Source organism: Streptomyces sp. NPDC040589 (assembly GCF_055594445.1).
This window is the reverse complement of sequence record NZ_JBVIWP010000006.1, coordinates 423,882-448,396: the sequence shown is the minus strand read 5'-3', so window position 1 is coordinate 448,396 and position 24,515 is coordinate 423,882. Positions and strand designations below refer to the sequence as shown.

At 72.5% G+C, this 24,515-nt stretch carries 22 protein-coding genes and 1 riboswitch; of the genes, 10 read left to right on the top strand and 12 right to left on the bottom strand.

Annotated elements, in window-relative coordinates; genetic code table 11:
- The first annotated feature begins 153 nt into the window (after positions 1 to 153).
- Positions 154 to 804 (top strand): sulfite oxidase-like oxidoreductase, encoded by a 651-nt coding sequence (locus ACZ58V_RS27955; protein WP_468193544.1) that lies wholly within the window; start codon positions 154 to 156, stop codon positions 802 to 804.
- A gap of 5 nt (positions 805 to 809) precedes the next feature.
- On the opposite strand, the gene ACZ58V_RS27950 is transcribed toward ACZ58V_RS27955, so the two are convergent.
- The 5 genes from ACZ58V_RS27950 to thiO all read right to left on the bottom strand — a co-directional run bounded on the left by ACZ58V_RS27950 (position 810) and on the right by thiO (position 5,947).
- Entirely contained in the window at positions 810 to 1,688 is an 879-nt protein-coding gene (locus tag ACZ58V_RS27950; RefSeq protein WP_471293235.1) for a deoxyribonuclease IV, read from the bottom strand.
- A 60-nt stretch (positions 1,689 to 1,748) separates the two neighbouring features.
- Positions 1,749 to 3,683, bottom strand: a complete 1,935-nt coding sequence (gene pknB, locus ACZ58V_RS27945) for a Stk1 family PASTA domain-containing Ser/Thr kinase (protein ID WP_471293233.1) — start codon at positions 3,681 to 3,683, stop codon at positions 1,749 to 1,751.
- 103 nt (positions 3,684 to 3,786) lie between these two features.
- Entirely contained in the window at positions 3,787 to 4,584 is a 798-nt protein-coding gene (locus tag ACZ58V_RS27940; RefSeq protein WP_468193539.1) for a thiazole synthase, read from the bottom strand.
- A 2-nt stretch (positions 4,585 to 4,586) separates the two neighbouring features.
- Positions 4,587 to 4,787: a sulfur carrier protein ThiS gene (thiS, locus tag ACZ58V_RS27935; RefSeq protein ID WP_468193537.1), complete on the bottom strand. Its 201-nt coding sequence runs from the start codon at positions 4,785 to 4,787 to the stop codon at positions 4,587 to 4,589.
- On the bottom strand, positions 4,784 to 5,947 hold the full coding sequence (gene thiO, locus ACZ58V_RS27930) for a glycine oxidase ThiO (protein ID WP_468193535.1): 1,164 nt from the start codon (positions 5,945 to 5,947) through the stop codon (positions 4,784 to 4,786). The genes thiS and thiO overlap by 4 nt, the downstream gene beginning before the upstream one ends.
- Positions 5,945 to 6,056: riboswitch (TPP riboswitch) on the bottom strand. (Overlaps the previous gene by 3 nt.)
- Positions 6,057 to 6,108: 52 nt before the next feature.
- Here thiO and ACZ58V_RS27925 point away from each other — a divergent pair.
- The 6 genes from ACZ58V_RS27925 to ACZ58V_RS27900 all read left to right on the top strand — a co-directional run bounded on the left by ACZ58V_RS27925 (position 6,109) and on the right by ACZ58V_RS27900 (position 11,395).
- On the top strand, positions 6,109 to 6,459 hold the full coding sequence (locus ACZ58V_RS27925) for an avidin-fold protein (RefSeq protein ID WP_468193533.1): 351 nt from the start codon (positions 6,109 to 6,111) through the stop codon (positions 6,457 to 6,459).
- Positions 6,460 to 6,491: 32 nt separating this feature from the next.
- On the top strand, positions 6,492 to 7,733 hold the full coding sequence (locus ACZ58V_RS27920; protein ID WP_468193532.1) for an NAD(P)/FAD-dependent oxidoreductase: 1,242 nt from the start codon (positions 6,492 to 6,494) through the stop codon (positions 7,731 to 7,733).
- Between the two features lie 78 nt (positions 7,734 to 7,811).
- Positions 7,812 to 8,177, top strand: a complete 366-nt coding sequence (locus tag ACZ58V_RS27915) for an Rv2175c family DNA-binding protein (protein ID WP_031131943.1) — start codon at positions 7,812 to 7,814, stop codon at positions 8,175 to 8,177.
- Between the two features lie 532 nt (positions 8,178 to 8,709).
- Positions 8,710 to 9,369, top strand: coding sequence for a thiamine phosphate synthase (gene thiE / locus ACZ58V_RS27910; RefSeq protein ID WP_468193530.1), 660 nt, complete (start codon positions 8,710 to 8,712; stop codon positions 9,367 to 9,369).
- Positions 9,370 to 9,473: 104 nt separating this feature from the next.
- Complete coding sequence (gene metF / locus ACZ58V_RS27905; protein WP_468193528.1) at positions 9,474 to 10,397, top strand: methylenetetrahydrofolate reductase [NAD(P)H]; 924 nt, start codon at positions 9,474 to 9,476, stop codon at positions 10,395 to 10,397.
- A 56-nt stretch (positions 10,398 to 10,453) separates the two neighbouring features.
- Positions 10,454 to 11,395 carry an SCO2102 family sporulation regulator gene (locus ACZ58V_RS27900; RefSeq protein ID WP_468193526.1) on the top strand — a complete coding sequence of 314 codons (942 nt, stop codon included), beginning with the start codon at positions 10,454 to 10,456 and terminating at the stop codon, positions 11,393 to 11,395.
- Positions 11,396 to 11,423: 28 nt separating this feature from the next.
- On the opposite strand, the gene ACZ58V_RS27895 is transcribed toward ACZ58V_RS27900, so the two are convergent.
- The 4 genes from ACZ58V_RS27895 to ACZ58V_RS27880 form a co-directional block, all read right to left on the bottom strand.
- Positions 11,424 to 12,935, bottom strand: coding sequence for a phytoene desaturase family protein (locus ACZ58V_RS27895; protein ID WP_471293227.1), 1,512 nt, complete (start codon positions 12,933 to 12,935; stop codon positions 11,424 to 11,426).
- Between the two features lie 390 nt (positions 12,936 to 13,325).
- Positions 13,326 to 13,955 carry a TetR/AcrR family transcriptional regulator gene (locus ACZ58V_RS27890; protein ID WP_189729113.1) on the bottom strand — a complete coding sequence of 210 codons (630 nt, stop codon included), beginning with the start codon at positions 13,953 to 13,955 and terminating at the stop codon, positions 13,326 to 13,328.
- A gap of 47 nt (positions 13,956 to 14,002) precedes the next feature.
- On the bottom strand, positions 14,003 to 16,087 hold the full coding sequence (locus tag ACZ58V_RS27885) for a YhgE/Pip family protein (protein ID WP_471293224.1): 2,085 nt from the start codon (positions 16,085 to 16,087) through the stop codon (positions 14,003 to 14,005).
- Complete coding sequence (locus ACZ58V_RS27880; RefSeq protein WP_471293222.1) at positions 16,059 to 16,877, bottom strand: ATP-binding cassette domain-containing protein; 819 nt, start codon at positions 16,875 to 16,877, stop codon at positions 16,059 to 16,061. The genes ACZ58V_RS27885 and ACZ58V_RS27880 overlap by 29 nt, the downstream gene beginning before the upstream one ends.
- A 156-nt stretch (positions 16,878 to 17,033) precedes the next feature.
- Between ACZ58V_RS27880 and ACZ58V_RS27875 the strand changes: the two genes are divergently transcribed.
- The 3 genes from ACZ58V_RS27875 (at position 17,034) to ACZ58V_RS27865 (ending at position 19,338) form a co-directional block, all read left to right on the top strand.
- The gene (locus ACZ58V_RS27875; protein WP_468193517.1) at positions 17,034 to 17,597 is read left to right on the top strand and encodes an SAV_6107 family HEPN domain-containing protein; all 564 of its coding nucleotides are present in this window, start codon (positions 17,034 to 17,036) and stop codon (positions 17,595 to 17,597) included.
- Between the two features lie 196 nt (positions 17,598 to 17,793).
- A complete protein-coding gene (locus tag ACZ58V_RS27870) occupies positions 17,794 to 18,657 on the top strand; it encodes a methyltransferase (protein WP_471293220.1) in 864 nt (287 codons plus the stop codon).
- Positions 18,658 to 18,936: 279 nt separating this feature from the next.
- Positions 18,937 to 19,338 (top strand): DUF3040 domain-containing protein, encoded by a 402-nt coding sequence (locus ACZ58V_RS27865; protein ID WP_189729100.1) that lies wholly within the window; start codon positions 18,937 to 18,939, stop codon positions 19,336 to 19,338.
- 123 nt (positions 19,339 to 19,461) lie between these two features.
- Here ACZ58V_RS27865 and ACZ58V_RS27860 read toward each other — a convergent pair whose 3' ends face one another.
- Genes ACZ58V_RS27860 through ACZ58V_RS27850 form a run of 3 tightly spaced genes read right to left on the bottom strand, consistent with a single transcriptional unit; the run spans position 19,462 to position 24,253 of the window.
- Positions 19,462 to 21,855 carry a transglutaminase TgpA family protein gene (locus tag ACZ58V_RS27860; RefSeq protein ID WP_468193513.1) on the bottom strand — a complete coding sequence of 798 codons (2,394 nt, stop codon included), beginning with the start codon at positions 21,853 to 21,855 and terminating at the stop codon, positions 19,462 to 19,464.
- Positions 21,855 to 23,216, bottom strand: a complete 1,362-nt coding sequence (locus ACZ58V_RS27855) for a DUF58 domain-containing protein (RefSeq protein WP_468193512.1) — start codon at positions 23,214 to 23,216, stop codon at positions 21,855 to 21,857. Before ACZ58V_RS27855 ends, ACZ58V_RS27860 begins: the two co-directional genes overlap by 1 nt.
- A complete protein-coding gene (locus ACZ58V_RS27850; protein ID WP_468193510.1) occupies positions 23,216 to 24,253 on the bottom strand; it encodes an AAA family ATPase in 1,038 nt (345 codons plus the stop codon). The genes ACZ58V_RS27855 and ACZ58V_RS27850 overlap by 1 nt, the downstream gene beginning before the upstream one ends.
- Between the last annotated feature and the right edge of the window lie 262 nt (positions 24,254 to 24,515).

Below are 24,515 nucleotides of genomic sequence, written 5' to 3'. Positions count from 1 at the left end.
AAGAACTGGCAGGTTGCGCCGCATGATTCCACCGCGGAAGAAGATCGTCCAGTAAGTCTTCACTTAGTAAGTAAGGGCATGCTTAGTTCGGAATGCCCCGATTTGGAATGGCCCGGGTCGGGGGCATGACCCGAGGTCTGTCAGGATGGACACATGGGTCAGCCGGTGGGACGTGAATCGGGAGAAGGGCGCGATTCAGCGGGAGCGACGCAGCCCGGGCTTCCGCCGGGACAGCGATTGCAGCGCGGCTGGCCGGTCACGCACTACGGGCCCGTCCCCAAGTTCCGGCCCGAGCGCTGGGAGTTCAGGGTCTTCGGCGCCACCGCCGGCGGCGGCAAGCACTGCTGGACCCACGAGGAGTTCACGGCCCTGCCGTACACCACCGTCGTGGCCGATCTGCACTGCGTCACGAAGTTCAGCATGCTGGGCGCCGAGTGGGGCGGGGTCCCCGCGCGCACCCTCCTCGACATCGCTCCGCCCGCGGACGACGTCACCCATGTGATGGTGTGGGCCGAGTACGGATTCAGCTCCAACCTCCGGCTGTCCGACTTCGCCTCCGAGCAGGCCCTGTTCGCCACCCACAAGGACGGCGAACTCCTCACCGCCGAGCACGGCTTCCCGCTGCGCCTGATCGTGCCCCACCTCTACGCCTGGAAGGGCCCCAAGTGGGTGCGCGGCGTGGAGTACATGACCGCCGACCGGCGCGGTTTCTGGGAGGAGCGCGGCTACCACAACCTCGGTGACCCGTGGCAGGAGCAGCGCTACTCGTACCAGGAGGGGCCCGGGGACGGCCCCGACCTCTGACATCGTCAGCAGTCGCGCAGCTTCTTCAGCCGCTCCACGTCCGCCGCGTGCCCCTCCTTGCCGCCCGGCGTCTCGATGATCAGCGGCACGCCCTCGGTCGCGGGGTGCGTCATCAGGGCCCGGAAGGGGTCCTCGCCGATGTGGCCCACGCCGATGTTCTCGTGCCGGTCCTTGTGCGCGCCCACCACGTCCTTGGAGTCGTTGGCGTGGATCAGCTTCAGCCGGCCCTCGCCGACGGTGTCCACCAGCAGGTCCAGCGTCTGGTGCATGCCGCTCGGGCCGGTCAGGTCGTGCCCCGCGGCGAAGATGTGGCAGGTGTCCAGGCACACGCCGAGCATCGGGTGGGCGTCCAGCGCCTCGAAGTACGGGCCGAAGTCCCAGGTCCGCGAGCACAGCGAGGCGCCCTGGCCGGCGGTCGACTCCAGCAGCAGATACGGGTCGTCGTCATGGGTCAGCTCGTCGAGCAGCGGCAGCAGCCGCTCCCGCACCTGCTTCAGCGCCACGGACCGCTCCCGGCCCCCGGTCGCGCTGCCGGTGTGCACGACCACGCCCAGCGCCCCGATCTCCCGCCCGCGGCGCAGCGAGTGCCGCAGCGACTCCACCGACTTCTCCACGGTCGCCTCGGTGTGCGAGCCGAAGTTGATCAGGTAGGGAGCGTGGACGTACGCCGGGATCGACTCGGCCTCGCACGCCGCGCGGAACGCCTCGTCCTGCCGGGGGTTCCCGGTCGGTGTGGCCCAGCCGCGCGGGTTGGCGACGAAGACCTGGACGGTCTCCGCCCTCAGATCACGGGCGTACGACAGACCGACGGAGTGCAGCCCACCGGCCACGGGGATGTGGCCGCCCACCGGGTTGCGGGAGGGGCCGGACAGCTGATTGTTCACCCGTTCAGGGTGTCATGCGGCCGGCCCCGCTCCGTCCACGGGCTCCCGGCCCGTGCTCGGTCACCTGATCTTGATGGTGATCGTCGAACCCTTGGGCGCGGTCTCGCCGCCCTCGACGGACTGTCCCTTGACCTCGTCGCCGAACAGGCCGAGCAGACCGCGGTCCTCGTCGACCTGGAACCCGGCGCTCTCCAGTGCTTGCGTGGCGTCGTCGACGTTCTGGCCGACCACGTCCGGCACCTCGATCATCTCGGGGCCCTTGGAGAGCGTCAGCGTCACCGTGTCGCCCTCTGCCGCACGGCCGCCGGCGTTCGGGCTCTGCTTGGCGACCTGGCCCTTGTCGAACTCGGAGGAGTTGACGCGCTCGGTGGCGATCTTGACCTTGAGCCCGGCGTCCTGCAGCTGCGCCCGGGCATCGGCTTCGTCCGCGCCGGTGACGTCGGGGATGTCGATGGGGCTGCCCTTGCTGACGACGAGCGCGACGGCCGTGCCCGCGCGCACCTTCGTGCCGTCAGCGGGCCGCGCGGAGATCACCGAGCCCTTCGGCACGTCCTCGCTGAACTCCCGGGTGACCATGCCCGGCTCAAGACCGTCCTCCTTCAGCTGGGCCCGCGCCTTGGCCAGCTTCTGGCCCTCGAGGGCGGGCACCCGCACCGTCTCGGGGCCGTCGGAGACGGTGATGCTCACCGAGTCGCTGCCGCGGATGCGCGTCCCGGGCTTCGGGTCGGAGCTGATGATCTGACCCCGCTCCACGGTGTCGCTGTAGGCGTGCTCGACCTTGCCGAGATCCAGCCCGGCGTCCTCCAGCCGGCTCTCGGCCTGGGACTGGGTCTTGGCCAGCAGCGGGGGGACCTCGGTGAACTGGCCCGAGTTGATGTACCAGATGCCGGCGCCGAGGCCCAGTACGAGCAGAACGGCGACGACGATCGCCAGCGGGCCGCGCCGGGACCCCGGGCGGCGCCGGGACGGCGGGGGCGGCGGGGACTCGAAACGGCTGGTGCGGTTGAGCGCCGCCTCGGACGTCTCGTCGTCCTCGTTGACCGGCAGCGGGCGCACCATGGCGAGCGCGCGCGGGATCACGCTCGTACGGTCGTCGGCGCCGTCGTGCTCGGCGGTGAGCGCCTGCGGCGGCACCACGTCCAGCTGCTCCGCGCTCAGCCCGGCGCGCCCGTCGCGGACCTGCGCGAGCAGCGCCACCGCGTCGTGCGGGCGGACGTCCGGGGTGCGGGCGGTCGCCGAGGCCACCATCTCGTCCAGCTCGTAGGCCAGACCGGGCACGGCGGCCGACGGCGGCGGGACGTCCTCGTGCAGGTGCTTGTAAAGGATCACGGCCGGGGAGTCCCCGTCGTGCGGCTTGTCGCCGGTCAGCATCTCGTACAGCATCACCCCGCACGCGTACACGTCGACGCGGGGGTCCGCGGTGCCGTTCTCTATCTGCTCGGGCGCGAGGTACGCGACCGTGCCGAGCACGGTCCCTGTGGTGTTCGTCACCGTGTCCACGGCCCGTACGAGTCCGAAGTCGGCGACCTTCACCCGGCCGTCGTCCCCTATCAGGACGTTCTCGGGCTTCATGTCCCGGTGCACGAATCCGGCGCGGTGGGCGGCGCCCAGCGCGGCCAGCACCGGCTCCAGGATGTCCAGGGCGGCGCGCGGCTGCAGGGCCCCGCGCTCGCGCAGCACGTCCCGCAGGGTGCAGCCCGCGACGTACTCCATGGCGAGATAGACGTAACTGCCGTCGGTGCCCTGGTCGAAGACCTGCACCACGTTCGGATGGGCCAGTCGGGCGACGGACTTCGCCTCGCGGATGAACCGCTCGACGAACGAGCCGTCGACGGCGAGCGAGGGGTGCATCACCTTGAGCGCGAGAACGCGGTCCAGCCGGGTGTCCACAGCCCGGTAGACCGTCGCCATCCCGCCGACGGCGATTCGCGCGTCGATGCGATACCGGCCGTCGAGCACCTGCCCGACCAAGGGGTCCTGAAGGGTCGTGTCCACGCAGGCGAGTGTACGAGCCACGACCGACAGCCCGCCGCCCCGGCTGTTTTCGGGGCGGGACTGCAGCTGACCTGTGACGTGTGTCCCGGCCCGCCGCCACCGCTCACCGGAAAGCGGGCCGCTCCGGATCCAGTACGGCCACGCCCTCGGTCGGAGACGACGCCTCCGCGAAATGCCGCCGCGGAATGCGCCCGGCCCGGTACGCCAGCCGCCCCGCCTCCACGGCATGCCGCATCGCGTCGGCCATCAGGACCGGCTCCTGCGCCCGCGTCACCGCCGAGGCGAGCATCACACCCGCGCAGCCCAGCTCCATCGCCAGCGCCGCGTCCGACGCGGTACCCGCCCCGGCGTCCAGGATCACCGGCACGCGCGCGTGCTCGACGATCAGCTGGAAGTTGTGCGGGTTGCGGATGCCGAGCCCGGAACCGATCGGTGAGCCGAGCGGCATGATCGCCGCGCAGCCGGCGTCCTCCAGCTTGCGGGCCAGCACGGGGTCGTCATTGGTGTACGGCAGCACCGTGAACCCGTCGTCGACCAGCGTCTCGGCCGCCTCCAGCGTCTCGATCGGATCCGGCAGCAGCGTGCGCTCGTCGGCGATGACCTCCAGCTTGACCAGGTCGGTGCCGAGGGCCTCACGCGCGAGACGGGCCGTGAGGACGGCCTCTCCGGCGGTGAAACAGCCCGCCGTGTTGGGCAGCACCCGGATGCCGAGCCGGTCCAGGACGGACAGCACGGAACCGTGCACCGAGGGGTTCACCCGGCGCATCGCGACCGTCGTCAGCTCCGTCCCGGACGCGACGAGCGAACGCTCCAGCACGTCGAGGCTGGGCGCCCCGCCCGTACCCATGATCAGGCGGGACGTGAAGGACGTACCACCGAGGACAAACGGATCGTCGGCCATGGTCAGCCTCCTTGGACGGCGGTGAGGACTTCCACGCGGTCCCCCTCTGCCAGGGGAGTGGACGGCCACTGTGCGCGCGGGACGACGGTTTCGTTGAGGGCGGCGGCCACTCCGGAGGGTGAGACGGTGAGCGACCTCACGACGGTGTCGAGAGCCGTGCCGGGCCGGACGTCGCGGGGCTCCCCGTTGACGGAGATGTTCATACGGGCTGCTCCGTGAGTGCGGTGACGGTACTGAAGCGCTTCGGGGTGAAGGGACGGGCCTCCTCGGGGAGTTCGCCCGTAGCCAGGACGTGCGCCATGGCCTCGCCGGTCACCGGCGTGAGCAGGACACCGTTGCGGTAGTGCCCCGTGGCCAGCAGCAGGCCCTCCAGTCCGGTCGGGCCGAGCAGCGGCGCGTTGTCGGGGGAACCGGGCCGCAGTCCCGCCCGGGTCTCCGTGAACGGCAGCTCGGTGATGCCCGGGACCAGCTCGTGCGCGTCGCGCAGCAGCTCGTACACGCCGCCCGCGGTCACGGTGGTGTCCCAGCCCAGCTCCTCGCTGGTCGCCCCGATGACCAGCTCGCCGCTCTCGCGCGGCACCAGGTAGACATGGCTGCCGCGCACGACCGCGCGCACCGTCCGGCTCAGGAAGGGCCCGTGCCGCTCGGGCATGGCCAGCCGTACGACCTGCCCCTTCACCGGTCGCACGGGCGGCAGCACGTCCCCGGGGACGCCCGCGAGCCGCCCGCTGAGGCTGCCCCCGGCCAGCACCACCTGGCCCGCGTCCAGCGCGGTCCCGTCGGCCGTGACGACGCCCGTGGCCCGGTCCCGTACGACGGTGAGCCGCTCCGCCCACGCCCGGTGGAAGACCACCCCCGCCCGCTCGCACGCCGTCACCAGCGCCCCGGACAGCCGCCGCGGGTCGATCTGGTGGTCGCCGTCGACCCGCAGCCCGCCGCGCACGCCCGGCGCGAGCATCGGCTCCAGGCGACGGCACTCCCGCCCCGACAGCCACTGCGACTCCAGGCCGGACCGCTGCTGCAGGGCGTGCAGTTCACGCAGGTGGGCCCGGTCGTCGGCGTCCAGGGCCACGGCGAGCGTGCCGCAGCGGCGATAGCCGAGGTCGTGGCCGGTCAGCTCGGTGAGCTCGGCGGCGAAGTCCGGGTAGCGCCGGGCGGAGGCGAGGTTCAGCCCGAGCAGGGTCTGCTCGCCGTAGTGCAGTTCCGTGACGGCGGCCAGCATGCCGGCCGCCACCTGTGCGGCCCCGCCGCCCGGCTCGGGGTCCACCACGGCCGTGGCGAGCCCGCGTTGTGCGGCCCGCCACGCGGTGACCAGGCCGACGATGCCGCCCCCGATGACGAGGACGTCTGACGTTCGCGACATGGGCGTCCAGCCCCTCCCTTCGCCGGCATGACCCGGATCAGGTTCGTACGGTCGGAGGCCGCCAGCCTCCCTCTCAGCCCAGTGCGTCCGGGCTCCCGCGAGTGCTCTAGGTTGGCCACCCTAGCCCGATGCCGTATGTCGCAGTAAGGGAGCCTCCGTCCATGGCCCGATCCCTCGACGGTCTTCTCCTCGCCCCGGTCGCCGACCAGGCGCCGGGCCAGGTGGGGACCCGCACCCGGTTCACGTACCACGAGAAGGACGGCGAGATCTGGGCCGAGTACACGGGCGGCGACGTCGTACGCGGCCACCTCGTGGGTACCCGGGAAGGCGACAGGCTGGACTTCCGGTACGTACAGCTCAAGCAGGACGGAACCACCTCCTCCGGGCACTGTGTGTCGACGGTCGTGGAGCTGCCCGACGGGCGGGTGCGGCTGGAGGAGACGTGGGAGTGGGAGTCCCAGCAGGGCAGCGGGACGAGCATTGTGGAGCAGGTCACTGCGCATGAGCACTGACTGACGAAACGTCAGGTGTCTATGGTGATCAGGTGAGCGAGCAGACACAGGAACCAGGTCCGTCAGCGCCGCGGCGCGTGGTCGTGGCGGGTGCGGGCATGGCCGGTGTGCAGACCGCGGTCGCCCTGCGGGAGCAGGGATTCACCGGCACCGTGATCCTCATCGGCGCCGAACCCCACCAGCCGTACGACCGGCCCCCGTTGTCCAAGGCCGTCCTGCTCGGCAAGGCCGAGGGCTCCGCCTTCGACCTCGACTTCGAGGCCCTCGGCATCGAACTTCGACTCGGCTGCGAGGTGCTGGGCCTGCGCCCCGGCGATCACGAGCTGGACACCGAGGACGGGCCCGTGCCGTACGACGCCCTCGTCGTCGCGACCGGCGCCGAACCGGTCCGGCTGCCCGGCGCGGAGGGCGTGCCGGGCGTGCATCTGCTGCGCACCCTGGACGACGCCGAGCGGCTGCGGCCCGTGCTGGCCCGCAAGCACGACATCGTGGTCGTCGGCGCGGGCTGGATCGGCGCGGAGTTCGCCACCGCCGCGCGCGAGGCGGGCTGCGCGGTGACCGTCGTGGAGGCCGCCGAACGGCCGCTCGCCGGGGCACTGCCCGCCGAGGTCGCGGCCCCGATGGCCGGCTGGTACGCCGACGCGGGGGCGGTGCTGCGCACGCACGCGCGCGTGGAGCGCGTCGAGCCCGGGGCGGTGCTCCTCGACGACGGCACGCGGCTGCCGGCGGGCGCGGTCGTGGTCGGCATCGGCGCCCGCCCCGCCACGGCGTGGCTGGCCGGCTCCGGAGTGGAGCTCGGTGCCCAGGGCGAGATCGTGTCCGACCAGCACCTGCGTACGTCGGTGCCGGACGTGTACGCGGTCGGCGACTGCGCCTCCTTCCCCTCGGGGCGGTACGGCGAGCGCCTGCTGGTGCACCACTGGGACAACGCCCTCCAGGGGCCGCGCACGGTGGCCCTGAACATCGTCGGCCGGGCCTCGGGGGAGGCCCCGGCGGTGTACGACCCGGTGCCGTACTTCTGGTCCGAGCAGTTCGGGCGGTTCGTGCAGTACGCCGGGCATCACGCGGGCGCCGACACGACCCTGTGGCGGGGCGACCCGGCCGGGCCGGCCTGGACGGTCTGCTGGCTCCGCGGCGACCGCCTGGTCGCGCTGCTGGCGGTGGGCCGCCCCCGGGACCTGGCGCAGGGACGTCGCCTGATCGAGTCGGGCGCCGCGATGAATCCGGTGCTGCTGGAGGACCCGGCGAGGCCGCTGAAGGCGGCGACGGCGTAGCTGTCGAGGAGCGCGTTGTCCGCCCGGGCGGGCCGGGCTGACTTCCGACTGTCAGTGGGGGATGGCAGGCTGGTTTCCGTGACCGAGATTGACGCAAAGATCGATGCTCTCGTCCCCGCCTGGCTCACCCTCCCCGACATCGCCGAACAGTTCGGTGTCGAGGTGACGCGTGTGCGGCAGCTGGTCAAGGACGGCCAGCTCATCGCCGTACGCCGAGGTGAGAACCGCGCGCTGCACGTCCCCGCCGCCTTCATCGACGGGGACAAGGTCGTCAAGGGCCTGTCCGGGACCCTGACCCTCCTGCGGGACGACGGCTTCACGGACGAGGAGATGCTGGAGTGGCTCTTCACCCCCGACCCGAGCCTGCCCGGCACCCCGGCGCAGGCACTGAGTGAGAATCGCGGCACGGAGGTGAAGCGCCGCGCCCAGGCGCTCGCGGTCTGAACCGACCTCGACGGAACAACCGTCCGGTGCCGTGCGAGCGGGGCCGGACCTGAACAACTGCCCGGAGTGCGGGCCGCGGCCCGTGGGGCCACGGCCCCGGGGTGGCTCGCGCCCGGTTCGGGGCGTGGGCCACCCCGGGGCGGGCGGTTCCGGACCCCTACCGGGGGCCGTGGGCTGCCCGGCCCGGGGCGGCTCTCCGCAGACCGCCGGGGCTGGGCTGCCGCCCGGTCCGGGTGACAGACTCGGGATCCGCCCGGGGCTTGCCGTCGGTCCCTGCGGGCAGCGACCGACGGCGGGCCGCCGCCCAGCACCTCGTCGGCGGAGTGGCCTGGCAGCCGCCCTACCGGCACCGGCACGGGGCGCTCCGGCGCCCTGGTCGCGTCCCGTACGCCAGGGCGCTTCGGCCGCCCGCCCGGCACGGACGCCGACACGGGCGCCCTGCACTTGGCTCGGATACGTCTCGTATCCGTACGCCACCGCCACCGGCACGGGTGTCCGCACCCGTACGCCACCGACACCCAGGGGGACACGCATGCCCGACACCGCCGAAACCACCGCACGGGCTCAGCTCGCCGACGCCCGGGTCTACCTCTGCACCGACGCCCGCAAGCGGCAGGGCGACCTCGTGGAGTTCCTCGACGCCGTGCTGGCCGGTGGGGTCGACATCGTGCAGTTGCGGGACAAGGGCATGGAGGCGGGCGAGGAGCTGGAGCAGCTGGCCGTGTTCGCCGACGCCTGCGCCCGGCACGGGAAGCTGCTCGCGGTCAACGACCGCGCGGACGTCGCCCACGCCGCCGGCTCCGACGTGCTGCACCTCGGCCAGGGCGACCTCCCGGTCCCGGCAGCCCGCGCGATCCTCGGCGACGACGTCCTGATCGGCCGGTCCACGCACGCCGAGTCCGAGGCCGCCGCGGCCGCCGCACAGGACGGCGTGGACTACTTCTGCACCGGCCCGTGCTGGCCCACCCCCACCAAGCCCGGCCGCCACGCCCCCGGCCTGGACCTCGTCCGGTACACCGCCGCCCTCGGCACCGAGCGCCCCTGGTTCGCCATCGGCGGCATCGACCTCGGCAACCTCGACCAGATCCTGGAAGCGGGCGCCCGGCGCGTCGTCGTCGTACGGGCGATCACCGAGGCAGACGACCCGGGCGCGGCGGCCGCCGAGTTCGCGAAGAGGCTGCGGGAGAAGTAGTACGCCGGTCGGCCGGATGTCCAAGGGGTGGACAACAAGTACACAAATCGGGCAAATATCGATGCCCGGTTGGGGGACCGACCGCCCCTGGCTAACCTGCCGGTATGGCCCTCGGCACCGCATCCATCAGGTCGGACCACGCACGCACCGTCCGCGACATGCTCGCGTCAGGCAAGACGACGTACTCGTTCGAGTTCTACGCGCCCAAGACCCCGAAGGGCGAGCGGAACCTGTGGAACGCGCTGCGCCGGGTCGAGGCGGTGGCGCCCGACTTCGTGTCCGTGACCTACGGCGCGGGCGGTTCCACCCGTGCGGGCACGGTCAAGGCGACCGAGGCGATCGCCTCCGACACCACCCTCACCCCGATCGCGCACCTCACGGCCGTCGACCACTCGGTCGCCGACCTGCGCAACATCATCGGCCAGTACGCCGACGCCGGGATCCGCAACATGCTCGCCCTGCGCGGCGACCCGCCCGGCGACCCGATGGGCGACTGGGTGCCGCACCCCCGCGGCCTCGCCTACGCCGCCGAACTGGTCGAGCTGATCAAGGCGTCCGGCGACTTCTGCGTGGGCGTCGCCGCCTTCCCCGCGATGCACCCGCGCTCCAGCGACTGGGACGCCGACGTCCGCCACTTCGTCGACAAGTGCCGCGCGGGCGCGGACTACGCGATCACGCAGATGTTCTTCCAGCCGGAGGACTACCTGCGGCTGCGTGACCGGGTCGCGGCCGCCGGCTGCGACACCCCGATCATCCCCGAGATCATGCCGATCGCCAGTGTGAAGTCGCTGGCACGGATCCCGTCCCTCACCAATGCCGTGTTCCCGGACGCCCTGAAAGAGCGGATCCTCACAGCAAAAGACGATCCGGCCGCTGTACGCTCCATTGGGATCGAATTCGCCACGGAGTTCTGTGCGCGGCTGCTCGCCGAGGGAGTGCCCGGCTTGCACTTCATCACGCTCAACAACTCCACGGCGACCCTGGAAATCTACGAGAACCTGGGCCTGCACCACCCACCGCAGGCCTAGACCGTTCGCACCGGTATACGACACACTGCGTAGCGGCGACTGGGAGAGGGGCGTACATGGGCTGGGCGGTCCTCTACATCGCGTTCGGCGTCGTCGCGCTGTGGCTGCTGGGCGAGGTGCTGCTGCAGTACAAGGCGCGGCTGCGCTGGCGGCTGCTCGCCTTCGCCGGCTTCCTCGGCGTCGTCGTCGGTGTCCTGATCCCGTCGGTCGTCGTGATCGGACTGGGCGCGGCCGCCTTCGCGGTCGGGCAGACCTACGTCACCCTGTCGTTCCGCAGCGGCTTCGCGGCCGGCTGGGCGATGAACGCCCCGATGCTGGGCGGCAGCAAGCGCCGCCGCGGTGAGCGCGGCCGCCAGGAGCCGACCCTCGAGGTCTCCGGCATGGAGGCGTCGGGCGGCGGCTACGGCGACGAGGGCGGCGACTACCGCCACGACGCCGCCTCCTACGGTCAGGGCGACGACGACTACGACCGCGACGACGTCTTCACCCCCGCGCGCCCGGTCCAGCCGACGGCAGCCGAGACCACCGATGTGTACGAGCCGCAGCCCATCCCGGACGACACCGGCTCCTACGGTGTCTACGGCGACACCGGCTACCAGCAGACCCCGCCCCACGACCAGTACGCCGCCACGGCCCAGGGCACCGACCAGTCCTACGCCTACGACTACTCGGGCTACGGCCAGCAGCAGGGCTACGACGCCACGGGCCAGCAGCAGTACGCCGCCTACTCCGACCCGTACGTCGGCAATTCCACCTACGGCGGGACCTCGTACGACACCGGCTACGGCGACCAGCAGTACTACGGCCAGCAGCAGGGCTACGGCCAGGACCAGTACCCCGGCACCTACGGCGGCGATTCCCCGCCCGACGGTGTGTGGGTCCCGCAGCAGCGCACCGACGAGTACGGGCAGGAACTGCCGCCGGAGCAGCCGTACCCCTACCAGGGCAACGGGCAGCAGCCGCAGGGCAACGGCTTCGACGAGCAGTACCGTTTCTGAAGCCTGAATCCCGCCGGGGGCGGTGGGCTCACTGGGAGCCCCGGAACCCCGGCCCCTCCACGATCAGTCCCGCGACCAGCGCGCCCGACATGCCCGCGTGCGGCAGTCCGCCGCCGGGGTGCGCCCAGCCGCCGACGGTGAACAGGCCGGGCACGCGCGTGCTGTTGGACGGGTGCAGCAGCCGCCCGTCGGCCGCCGCCAGTGCCTGCACCGGCACCGCACCGCCCTCAGCCCCGGTCTCCTCGGCGATGTCGGCCGGGGTACGCACCTCGTGCCAGAGGAGACGGTCGCGCAGGTCGGGTATGGCGCGTTCGGCGACGCTGATCATGGTGTCGGCGAGGTCGTCGTAGGGCTCGTAGGGCTTGTGGGGTTCGTCGGGCCGGGCGGGCACCACCGTCGTGAGGGTGACCGCCTCGTGATCCCGGTCCGGGACCAGCGCGGGGTCGTCGGGCCGCAGGACCGTGACCGTGGGCTGCGCGTTCGCCGGAGCCGTGCCGAACAGGGCGTCCAACTCGGCCTCCCGGTCCGCCGCGTGCACCACCGTGCGGTGTGCCGTGCCCTGGGGGCGGGCCCCGCGCAGGCCCAGCAGCACCGTGAGCCGACTGGCCGACGCGGGCTGCGGGGGCACCTCGCCGTCGCCCCGCGGCACGGTCCCCGCCGTCAGCCGGTCCAGTGTGCCGGGCGTGACACCGGCGACCACGAAGTCCGCCTCCGCGACCGTCCCGTCGGCGAGTTCCACCCCCGACGCCCGCCCGTCCTTCTCCAGCACCCCGGTCACGTCGGCGCCGAAACGGAACTCGACCTTTCTCGCCACGCACCGCTCGTACACCGCCCGCGCCAGCTCGCGCAGGCCCCCGCGCACGTACCAGACGCCGAAGGCGTGCTCCATGTACGGCAGTACGGCCGCGCTCGCCGGGGTGATCCGGGGGTCCAGGCCCTGGGTGAGGGCGTGGCTCTCCAGGAGGGCGGCGAGCCGGGGGTCACGCAGTTCCCAGGCGCCGATCTCGGCGAGCGTGCCGGCCCGGCGGGTGCGCAGCAGCCGCTTGTGGGGCACCGCCGGGTAGGGTTCGCGCTCGGCCAGCACCTGCCAGTTCGGCCACAGCGGCTCCTCCAGGAGCGGGCGGCGGGTCCGGTCCCAGGCCTCGCGGGCCCGGACCAGGAAGTCGCCCCACCGGTTCCCGGTGCCCGGGCCGAGGCCCTCGTCCAGGGCGGTGACGACACCCGCGCGCGAGGCGTTCGGCAGCGACACCCGGGTGCCGTCCGCGAACACGTGCCGGGACGAGGGGTCGACCTGGACCAGCTCGACGCACGCCTCCAGCGGCTCCTTGCCGGTCTTGACGAACAGATCGCGATAGACGGCCGGCAGCGGGAGCAGGCCGGGGCCCGTGTCGAAGGAGAACCCGTCACGCTCGAAGCGGCGCAGCGCTCCGCCGTACGTGTCCGTCCGCTCGTACACCACCACCCGGTGGCCCGCGACGGCCAGCCGGGCGGCAGCCGTCAGCGCGCCCGTCCCGGCGCCGATCACCGCAATCCGTGCCATGCCAAGGACTCTATCGGCCCCCACTGACAGCGCCTTCTGGTGCCGCGTGCGCAGGGCTGAGTACCAGTACCTAGTGGGGGAGTTGAGTACGCGCGCGGATGGGGGAGGGCCGGCGGGAACGAGAGAGTGGAGACACGGAAAGGGGCACGGCTCCGGCACCGGCGACACGGGGCGCCGGAACGGGGCCGGCCCGCGATCCGCTCCTTCCGCCGACCGAGTCGGCGGGAGCGAGGCACGGGGGAGAACCGGGGGACGACCGAACGGGGGTCCTGCGGGGGACGCACGGGGGAGCAGGAAAACGGGGGAGCAGGGAAGGCGCCGGTTCGAGGTGGCCCGCGGGGGACGCGGCCACAGCGGACCGGCGCTTTCACGTCTGCGCAGGGTGCGCCCTCAGCGACAGCCGCTCACTCTGCCCTGGAGCAGCCGGGACAGTGCCGCGTGGACGTCGTCCAGGGAGCGCTCCGGCTGGAAGGACTTCCAGTCGAGCGCGGCCACCAGGACCATGCCGACCAGCGCGGACGCCGTCAGCGGGACGTCGATCTCCTCGCTGAACTCGCCGCCCGCGACGCCCTCGCGCAGCGCGTCCTCCACGACCGCGACGGCCTGCTGCCGGACCACCATCAGCGTGGACTGCCAGGTCCGGTTGGTGCGCCACAGCTCGGCCACGTACAGCTGGGTGAAGGCCGGGTAGCGGTCGATGAAGACCAGACCCGCGCGGATCATCGCGTCCAGGGCGTCGACCTTGGTGCCGCCCTCCCGGGCGGTCCGCTCGGCCGCGTCCCGGAGGGAGGCGGTGAGGAGGCCCACTCCGTGCCGCAGCAGTTCCTCGAAGAGGACGGACTTGCTCGCGAAGTTGTAGTAGACCGTGCCCTTCGCGACTCCGGCACGCTCGGCGATCTCGTCCACGGTCGTGGCGGAGAAGCCCTGCTCGGCGATGAGCGTGACGGCCGCCTCGTAGAGCTTCTGCCGGGTGGCCTCGCGGCGCGTGCTGCCGCCCGACGTTGCACTGCTGCTTTCCATGGCCCTGATTGTCACAGGAACCTTTCCGGGAGAGGTGACGATGGGGCTCACAGGCTCAGCTCCGGGTGCAGCCGGTCCAGCGTCCACACCTGGCGGCGCCGGGCCGCCACGGCGGTCAGCGCGAGGGCGCCCGCGGTGAACGCCGTCAGCACCACGCACGCGTGCCACACCGGTTCCAGGCCGCCGCCCGTGATGAGCCTCCTGAGGGCCTCCACGACGTAGCTCATCGGCAGGAAGGGGTGGAGCGCGTTGAAGAAGCCGGGGCTGGTCTGTACGGGGTACGTGCCGCCCGCCGACGTCAGCTGGAGCATCAGCAGGGCGAGGACGAGGATCCGGCCCGCCGCCCCGAAGCGCGCGTTCAGCCACTGCACGATCGCCGCGAAGCACGCCGTCACCAGGAACAGGAAGCCCACCGTCCCAGCCGCCCGCGCCATCTCCAGGCCGACCGCCCAGTGCAGCACCGACATCAGGGCCACGGTCTGGAGCACCCCGATCGCCGCCACCGGCAGCCAGCCGGCCAGCGCGATCCGCCACGCCGAGGCGCCCGCGGCGAGCGCGCGCCGGTTCATGGGCGCGATCAGCATGTACGCCACCATCGCGCCCACCCACAGCGACAGAGGGATGAAGTACGGGGCGAAGCCGGTGCCGTAGTTGGGCGCCTTGTGCAGGTCCTGGGAGGCGAGCCGCACGGGGTCGGCCATGACCTCGGTGCGCTGGTCGCGGTCCTGCTTGCCGTAGTCGGGGATCTGCTCGGCCCCGTCGTGCAGTCCGCCGGCGAGCTTCCCGGAGCCGCCGACGAGCTTGTACATGCCGCCGTTGAGGTCGTCCGCGCCGGTCTTGAGATCGCCGACGCCCTTGTCCAGGTCGGTGGCACCGGTCCTGGCCGTGCCGAGCCCCTTGTGCAGCTTCTTCGCACCCGCGGCGACCTCGGCCGCCCCGTCGTTCAGCTTGTTGATCTTCTTGACGGCGTCGTCGAGGTCCTCGGAGAGGTGCGGCGCGCGGTCGGCGAGGGCCTGGGACTGCTTCTGGAGCGTGGCGAGGTGCTTGTCGAGCTTGGTCAGATCGCCGTTCTGGTCGGCGATCAGCGTGTCGAGGTCGTCGGCGATGCCGGCCACGTCGGCGGCGGCGTCCTTGGCCTTCTTCAGGTCGGCGCAGGCGGCGTCGGGCAGCACGGGGTCGTCGCAGCGCCTGGCGTAGGTGCCGTTCAGCGTGTCCGACGCCGTACGGGCGTCCTTGGCGGCGGCCGGGGCCCGCTCCGCCAGGGTGTCCAGGTGCTTGCGGACCGCGCCGGAGGTGTCGGCCACGAACTGGGCCGTGTCGCCGATGGTCTTCTCGTTGCCCTTCAGGAAGGGGCCCACCTTGCCGGCGTTCGTGTTGACCTTGTCGGCGAGCCTCTGCGTGCCTTCCGCGACCTGCTTCGAGCCGTCCTCCAGATCGCCCGCGCCCGTGTGGAGCTTCTTCAGGCCCGTGGACAGCTTCCCGCTGCCGTCCTTGGCGTCCTTCAGGCCGTCGGCGAGATCCTTGGAGCCCTTCTCGGCCTTCCCGATGCCGCCCTTGAGCTTGTCGGCGCCCTTCGCGGCCTTCACGGTCTCGCCGTGGATGTCGGAGAACGACACGAAGATCTTGTCCAGGAAGGACCGCGACGTCTTCGTGGACGCCGCCTGGCGCACCTCGCTGAACACCGTCCGGGAGATCTGCCCGACGATGTAGTTGTTCGCGTCGTTGGTGCGCACCTGGAGGGCGCCGGTCTCCGGGGACTTCCCGGAGCTGGAGGCGATCCGCTCACTGAAGTCGTCGGGCATGGTGAGCGAGAGGTAGTAGGTGCCGTCCTCGACGCCCCTGCGGGCCTCGGCGGCGCTCACCTCGCGCCAGTCGAAGGTCTTGCTGTCGCGCAGCTTCTCCGTGATGTCGTCGCCCGCCGTGACCTTCTTCCCGTCGGCGGTCGCCCCCCTGTCGTCGTTCACGAGCGCCACGGGGATACGGTCCAGCCGGCCGTACGGGTCCCAGAACGACCACAGGTACAGCGCGCCGTACAGCAACGGCAGCACGAGCAGCGCGACCAGTGCGGCGCGCGGCAGCTTCCCCCGGCCGAAGCGGCGGAGCTCAAGCGCGGCCAGTCTCGGCGAGCGCATCGGCCTTCTCCTTGTCCTCGCTCTGATGGGTGCCCTGAGGGGTTTCCTGACGGGTGCTCTGCCGGGTGGACAGCTTGACGGCGCCCTCGGGGGCCTCGCTGCACACCGCCACGACCGTCGTCCCGGCGTCGGCGAGAGACCTGAGCAGGGCCCAGACCTCGTCCCGCTCGCCGTCCGAGAGCTTGAGGTCGGTGTCGTCGACCCCGAGCAGCCGCGGCCGGGCGACCAGGGCGAGGGCGACCGACAGCCGCAGCGCCTCCAGGCGTTCCAGATCGCGTACGGCGGTACGAGGACCCTTGGGCAGCGCCTCCAGGTCGAGTCCGGCTGCGGTCAGTGCGGCGTCGACCCGCAGCCCGGCCTCGGCCGCCCGCTCGCCGCGGGGCCGCAGCAGACCTCGGAGCGAGTCGCCGAACCGCCGCTGGAGCAGGGCGCGTTCTCGCAGGTGCTCGCCGACGGTGAGCGCCGGTTCGAGGTCGGTGACCCCGGGCACGTGGGCCAGGGCGCTGACGCGGCGCACCGCCGACATCTGCTTGGGCAGTCTGGCCTCGCCGACGGCTGCCGTGCCCTCCGTGATCTTCATCCGTCCCGTCAGCGCGAGCAGCAGGCATGTACGGCCGGACCCGGACGGGCCCTCGACCGCGATGAGCGATCCCGGCTCGGCGTCGACGGACATCCCGCGGAACGCCCACCCGCGCGGCCCCTTGATCCCAAGGCCCTCGGCGGCGACCCGCACCCCTCCCGGTTGTTCCCCCACGGGGCTCCCCTGACTGTGCGCGACGATGGAGCGCATGAAATTGAACTGACTGGTCAGTGCAAAAACTACTCCGAACCCACGAGCGAAGCAAAACCGCAGGTCAGAACGGATTGTCAGTGCCATACCTCACGATGGGTCACATACGGCACTCCGTGGGAGGAGCCGCCGTCACACGACGACAGGAGGTTCGTCATGGCCAGCTATCACGCAGCAGCCGCCCGTCGGCGCCGCGCCACCGGCCCTGCCCCCTCACTGACCGGCCCGGCGAGCGACGTACACCCCGTGCTGCGCCGGGCCACGGCCCCGCCCGCCGCCCTCGACCTGCTCGCCCAGGCCCGCTCCGGCCTCGAGGAGGCCACCGCCCTGGGCACCCCGAACGAGCGCTACGCGACGGCCCATCTCGCCGCCCTCCGCACCGCCGCCGCCGTCCTCGCCGCCCGGGGAAGGCCCGAGACCTCGACCCGGGCCCGGACCAAGATCCGGAGCGCCTGGGAAGTGCTCCCCGAGATAGCACCCGAACTGACCGAGTGGAGCGCGCTGTTCGCCGCCGGCGCCCGGCGCAGGGCACGCGCCGAGGCGGGCATCCAGGGCGCGGCGAGCGTCCGTGACGCCGACGACCTGATACGGGACGTGGCGATGTTCCTCCGCCTCGTCGAGCGCATGCTGGTCCTCCAGCCGGTCCTCCCGCAGCCGCGCCCGGACCAGGACCGGCCGGAGGATCCCGGCGCGGGGAGGGACATGCCGGACGCCGGCTGACGGTTACGGGCGCTCCGGATCCGCCCGGCCGGCACCGGCTGGAGTCCATGCCGGGACCGCTCATGCGGGCTGCCGCGTCCGAGGCAATAGGGTGGGGGATGCCTGAAAGTCTTCCCTCCCCGCAGCCGGGGCCGGGGGAGGCGCCCCGTTCGCTCCGCCGCGCAAGAGGCGGTGCCGCGCCGAGGAGTCAACTGCCGTGTCGGACCCGATGCGCCCACCCGTCTCCCCCCATCAGCCTGAACCGACGTCGTTGCGCTCCGGCCCTTCCCGCTCTCGCGCCTCGCTCCGTACCGCCGTGGTCTGGGAGATCCTCCAGGACGCCCTGGAACGCCGGGTCAAGGCCACAGGCCGGGAGTCGCTGGACGTCCTCGACACCGGAGGCGGCAGCGGCAACTTCGCGGTGCCCGCCGCCCGCCTCGGCCACCGGGTCACCGTCGTCGACCCCAGCCCCAACGCGCTGTTCGCCCTGGAGCGCCGCGCCGCCGAGGCCGGCGTCGCCGACCGGGTGAAGGGCGTGCAGGGCGACGTCCACGGCCTCTTCGACGTGGCCGAGCGCGGCGGCTACGACGTGGTGCTGTGCCACGGCGTCCTGGAGTACGTGGACGACCCCGCCGAGGGCGTCCGCAACGCGGTGGCCGCCCTGCGCCCGGAGGGCGTCCTGAGCCTGCTCGCCGCCGGTCTCGGGGGTGCCGTGCTCGCCCGTGCCCTCGCCGGTCACTTCAAGGAGGCCAAGCAGGCGCTCGACGACCCGAACGGCCGATGGGGCACGGGTGACCCCGTGCCGCGCCGCTTCACCGCCGAGCAGCTCACGGGACTCGTCGAGGGCGCGGGCCTGCGGGTCGGTGCCGTGCACGGCGTGCGGGTCTTCGCCGACCTCGTGCCCGGCGTCCTCGTGGACACCGAGCCCGGAGCCCTGGAAGCGCTGCTGAAGCTGGAGGAGGCCGCGGCCGAGCTGTCGGCCTTCCACTCGGTGGCCACGCAGCTGCATGTGCTGGGTGAGACCGGTGGGGCCGCTGGGGCCAGTGGGGCCGGCGAGACAGGTGGGGCAGTCGAAGCCTGAGCCGCTTCGTGAGGTACCACCCCTGATCAGCGCCTTGACTGTGCATGGAGTACGCCACAGGCCCCCCGAATGGGGGCTTGGCGCCGTATGATCGAGGGAGACCGTTCCGGCATGACGGGTCGGCCGCCGGGGAATGGAAGCCTCAGTGAGCCGGGACGTCCATGGCGGGTTCCGGTTGGTCAGTTGGCGCAGAGGGGCGGGTTTCACGGGGGCGATTCCCTGCCTATCCTGAAGAGACCCCCCGGGTCGCCCCGGCGACTGCACGATGAGGAGGACTCCGTGCCGCTCTCGGAGCACGAGCAGCGCATGCTCGAGCAGATGGAGCGAGCGCTGTACGCCGAAGATCCCAAGTTCGCGACGGCGCTCGAGGGAAGCGGGCTGCGTACGTACACCCGGCGACGGGTCTACCAGGCGGTCGCGGGCTTCCTCGTAGGTATTGCGCTCCTCATGGCCGGTATGGTCGCCAAGCAGGTCTGGCTCAGCGTCGTGGGCTTCCTCGTCATGCTGGGCTGTGCGGTGCTCGCCGTGACCGGCTGGCGCAAGGCCCCCAAGCCGGGCGAACAGGCGGCAGGCGCCGCCGGACCGCAAGCCCGCCGCCAGGGCGGCCGGCAACGCCGCTCCATGATGGACCGCATCGAGCAGCGCTGGCAGAAGCGCCGCGACGAACAGGGCGGCCACTAGTCCCCACCGGTCCCGGAGCAGAGTTCTCCGGGACTACGCGAAGACGTGAATCAGGGGGTGACCACCGACCGGGTGGTCACCCCCTGACGCGTGCCGTTGACGCCTGCCGTGGGTTCAGCGGGTTCAGCCCTGCTGCCCCGACGCCTTCCGCCACGTCGGCCGCATGGCCAGGACGCGTTCCCGCACCCCCGACCACCAGGCCGACGCCGTCCACACCACGCGCACGGTGGAGCGTGGGGCGAGGACCGCGCGGAGCCTGGCGCCCCGGCCGACCGCGGCGCTCAGACCCGCTGTCGCACGGCGGACGTCGTCCGCGATGCCCGCCGTCGGGCGGGGCTGGGGCGCGTACAGGACCTGCTCCACCGCGTTCGCCACCCGGTGCACCGAGGCCGCGGCCGTCGCGTCGAGCCCGCCCAGTCCCACGATGCGGGCGGCCGCCTTGCGCGGGGTCTGTGACTCGTCCGGCGTGATGCCGAAGTCCCACGCGGTGTCGGTCAGCTCCTGCCAGACGGCCAGCGTGTACGGCGCCGCGTCGGCATCACCGCGGCCGTGTGCCCCCAGCCGGACCGTGCGTGTCCGCAGGCGCCACAGCATCGGGGCCAGGGGGAGGGCCAGGGCGGCGAGCCCCGCCAGGGCCCAGGCCAGGAGCGCGTACCACTTCGGGCCGTCGTCGTCCGTGGGCAGCGCCGCCTGCGGGGACTCGCTCGCGCACCCGCCGTCCAGCTTCTTCTGCTCCGCCGTGCAGCTCTCGCTCGCCGAGGGCCTGGCGGAGGGCGCGGCGGACGACGTCTCGGACGGGCGCGCCGCGTCCGGAACCGAGCTGCCCGTGTCGTCCGGCAGTGTGTACGACGGCATCGAGCCGCGGTTCGGAGTCGGCTCGAAGCGGGTCCAGCCGACGCCCTCGAAGTACAGCTCGGGCCAGGCGTGCGCGTCCCGAAGCCCCACCGACACCGAGCCGTCCGCCTGCGGGGAACCGGGTGCGAAGCCCACCGCGACCCGGGCCGGTATGCCCAGGGAGCGGGCCATCGCCGCCATCGCGAAGGAGAAGTGCACGCAGAAGCCCTGCTTGTCCTTCAGGAAGCGGGCGATCGCCTGCGAGCCGCTGCCGACCTGCACCTGGGTGTCGTACTCGAAGCCGCCGGTCACGGCGAACCAGTCCTGGAGCTTGACCGCCTGGTCGTACGGGTCGGCCGCGCCCTCGGTGACCTTGCGGGCCGTGCTCGCCACCACCGACGGCAGCGAGTCGGGCAGCTTGGTGAAATCGCGCCTGATGGACGCCGGCGGCTCCGGCGCCGAGGCCAGCTGCTCCGCCGTCGGCTGCACGTCCAGGCTTTTGACCTGGTAGGTCAGGCCTCGGGTGTTCTGGCCGTGGTCGCCGACCAGCGTCATGCCCAGGGGCTCGTAGCGCCAGTTGCCCCGGATGTTCACCCCGCTCGGCGGGTACGGCATGGGCAGCCAGTCCTGGGCGTACCAGTCGGCCGCGGTGATCGTGGTGTCGACCTCCGTGCGCTTCACGTCCGGGCCGAGGCCGACCGGGGTCGGGAAGGTGCCGTCGGGGAGGGCGGTGATGGACCGCCGGGACGGCTTCCAGGTGGTGCCGTCGAAGTCGTCCAGGGACACGATCCGCAGATACAGGTCCGAGACGTCCGGCATCTTGGTCTTCACGGACAGGACCTGCTGGTCCTCGTCCGCGTTCAGGCTGTCGCGCAGCGACACCAGCGGGTTCACGGCGGAGATCGTGCCTCCGCCGCCCGCGCCGGAGCCGGCGCCGGCCCCCACCGAGTCCAGCAGGCCGCCGTTCATCGCGGGCAGACCGAGCGGAACCACCAGGGCGATACCCAGCGCGACCACGCCGATGCGCCGGCCGGTGCGGACCGGGGCGACCGCGCCGCTCTGCTCCCCTCCGGCCGTCCGCGAGGCCCCGCCGAAGACCCGGCCCCACTGGGAGAGGCGGTCCCGCCCCTCGGCCAGAAGCAGCATCAGATAGCCGGCCGCCGCGACCAGGAACCACAGCCAGTCCGTGCTCCCGTCGGACAGCCCCGCGGCCACCGAGTACAGCGCGAGCAGCGGCAGCCCGGCCGGGGCGGCGCTGCGGAAGGTCACCGCGAGGGTGTCCACCAGCAGCCCGATGATCAGGACCCCGCCGATGAGCATCAGCCGTATGCCGTCGGACTCCAGGGGGGCCGGGATCGCGTACCGCGCGATGTCGTCCCCGCCCTGCCGGAGCAGGATCGCGAAGCGGTCGAGGGCTTCCGGCCCAGGGACCAGACCGGCGAGGGCCTGTTCACGGGCGAACACGAACGTCAGCAGGAACACCGTGACCAGGGCCTGCGCCGCGACCGTCAGCGGCCGGGCCAGCGGCACCCTGCGGGCCGCGGCACCCACGCCCGCCTGCACACCCAGCAGGAAGGCCGCCTGCACGATCCACGTGGCCGGTCGGACGAGGGGCAGCAGGGCGCACGCGGCCATCAGCGTGGCAGCCCACGCGCCCAGCGTCAGTCGTATCCGCCCGCTCATCACGGTCCCTCCCCGCCGCCGGCCGCGGCCACGCCCCTGCGCTCCCGGTCCGCCTGTCGCCACAGGTCGTCCAGGGAGGCCCCCCGCGGCACGCCCACAGTCGTCCAGCCCGCCTCGCGCAGCATGCGCAGCCGCTCCTCGCTCCCGTCCAACGGACCGGGCACATCACTCGGTTCCCGCACCCAGGTCTCGCTGTCCAGCACGAAGGCGACCGCGCCTCCGCCGCGTTGCCGCATCCTGGCCACCACGGCCGCCTGCTCCTCGTCCAGGTCGCCGAGGAAGGCCACCAGCAGCCCCTCGTTCCCGCCGCGCAGTACGTCGTAGGCCCGGGACAGGCCCGCGCCGTCGGAGTGGTCGATCACCGCGAGGGTGTCCATCATCAGCCCGGCCGCGTCCGCCGACCCCTGGCTCGCGCCCGCGAAGCCGTCGCCGCCCTCGCCTGGCACCGCGCTGCCGGTGTCGGTCAACAGCCGTACCGAGAAGCCGCGTTCCAGCATGTGCACCAGCACGGACGCGGCGCCCGCCACGGCCCACTCGAAGGCCGCGTCCGGGCCCGCGCCCTGGAAGGCGATGCCCCGGGTGTCGAGCAGCACCGTGCAGCGGGCGCGCTGCGGCTGCTCCTCGCGGCGCACCATCAACTCGCCGTAGCGGGCCGTGGAGCGCCAGTGCACGCGGCGCAGATCGTCGCCGTGGCGGTACCCGCGCGGGATCACGTCGTCCTCGCCGGCCAGCGCGAGCGAACGCTGCCGCCCGTCGCCGTACCCCTTCGCCTCACCGCTGAGGCGCACCGGCGCCAGCGGCTCCACGCGCGGGATCACCGTCAGGTTGTCGTACGTCGAGAAGGACCGGGTCAGCTCGCACATGCCGAACGGGTCGGTCAGGCGCAGCTGGAGCGGGCCCAGCGGGTAGCGGCCGCGCAGGTCGGAGCGCACTCGGTAGGACACCTCGCGCCGGCCGCCCGCCTCCACCCGGTCCAGCACGAAGCGCGGCCGGGGGCCGAGCACGTACGGCACCCGGTCCTGGAGCATCAGCAGGCCCGTGGGCAGCCGCGAGACGTTGTCCATCCGCAGATGGACCCGGGCCTCGCTGCCGGCGGGCACGCGCGCGGGGGAGAGCCGGCGGCTGCCCGCGACCCGGTAGCGCGTGCGGTACAGGACCGTCGCGCACACCAGCGGAAGCACCGCCAGCAGCAGACCCACGCGCAGCAGGTCGCTCTGCCCGAGCACATAGCTGCAGACGGCGGCCGCGACGCCGGCGGCCAGGAAGGAGCGTCCGCGGGTGGTCAGACCGGCCAGGGCGGTGCGGATGCCGCCTTTCTCGTCCCGGTCGGCCTCCGCGTGCCCCGTCCCCGCGGTGGTCATCACAGCCTCCGCGGCGGCTGCTGCGGATACGCCGGCACACCGCGGCCCAGGCCGCCGAAGCCGCTCTGCTGCGGCGCCGCCGGCACCGGCGTGCGCTGCAGGATCTCCTCGACGACCTGCTCGGCGGTGCGGCGGTTGAGCTGGGCCTGGGCGGTGGGCAGCAGGCGGTGGGCCAGGACGGCGACGGCCAGCGCCTGCACGTCGTCCGGCAGCGCGTACTCCCGGCCGCTGAGGGCCGCGGACGCCTTCGCCGCGCGCAGCAGGTGCAGCGTCGCGCGCGGGGAGGCGCCCAGTCTGAGGTCGGGGTGCGTGCGCGTCGCGCCGACCAGGTCCACCACGTAGCGCCGGACCGGGTCGGCGACGTGCACGCCGCGCACCGCCTCGATCAGCTTGAGGATCTCGTGCGCGTGGGCCACGGGCTGGAGGTCCTCCAGCGGCGAGACGCCGCCGTGCACGTCCAGCATCTGCAACTCGGCCTCCGCGCTGGGGTAGCCGACCGAGACCCGGGCCATGAAACGGTCGCGCTGGGCCTCCGGCAGCGGGTAGGTGCCCTCCATCTCGACCGGGTTCTGCGTCGCCACCACCATGAAGGGGCTGGGCAGCTCGTAGCTGCTGCCGTCGATGGTGACCTGGCGCTCCTCCATCGACTCCAGGAGCGCGGACTGCGTCTTGGGCGAGGCGCGGTTGATCTCGTCGCCGATCACGACCTGCGCGAAGATCGCGCCCGGCTTGAACTCGAAGTCACGGCGCTGCTGGTCCCAGATGGACACACCGGTGATGTCCGACGGCAGCAGGTCGGGCGTGAACTGGATGCGCCGCACCGAGCAGTCGATGGACCGCGCCAGTGCCTTGGCGAGCATCGTCTTGCCGACGCCCGGGACGTCCTCGATCAGCAGATGTCCCTCGGCCAGCAGTACGGTCAGCGAGAGCCGTACGACCTCGGGCTTGCCCTCGATCACGCCTTCCACCGACTCCCGCACCCGCTCCACCACGGCGGTCAGATCAGTGAGGCTCGCTCGATCGTCATAGGTCGTCACCCGGCCCTCCTCGGCCTTTCCCGTGCTCCCAGGGAGCACGGGATACCCCATTTTCCCGGGCCGACGCCGCATGACGCGCGCCGGCCCACCCCGAATCACGGACACCACGCGTGAAACGCTCAGCGTGACGTCACTCCCGCATTCTTGCTGCCGTTACCGATTCGTGTCACTCGACTGTGGATAACTGGCCGCGATATGTCGGCCTTGCGACCCTTTCGAACGGGTGACTGACAGGATTTCGACAGCTGCGGCAGGCCGGCTC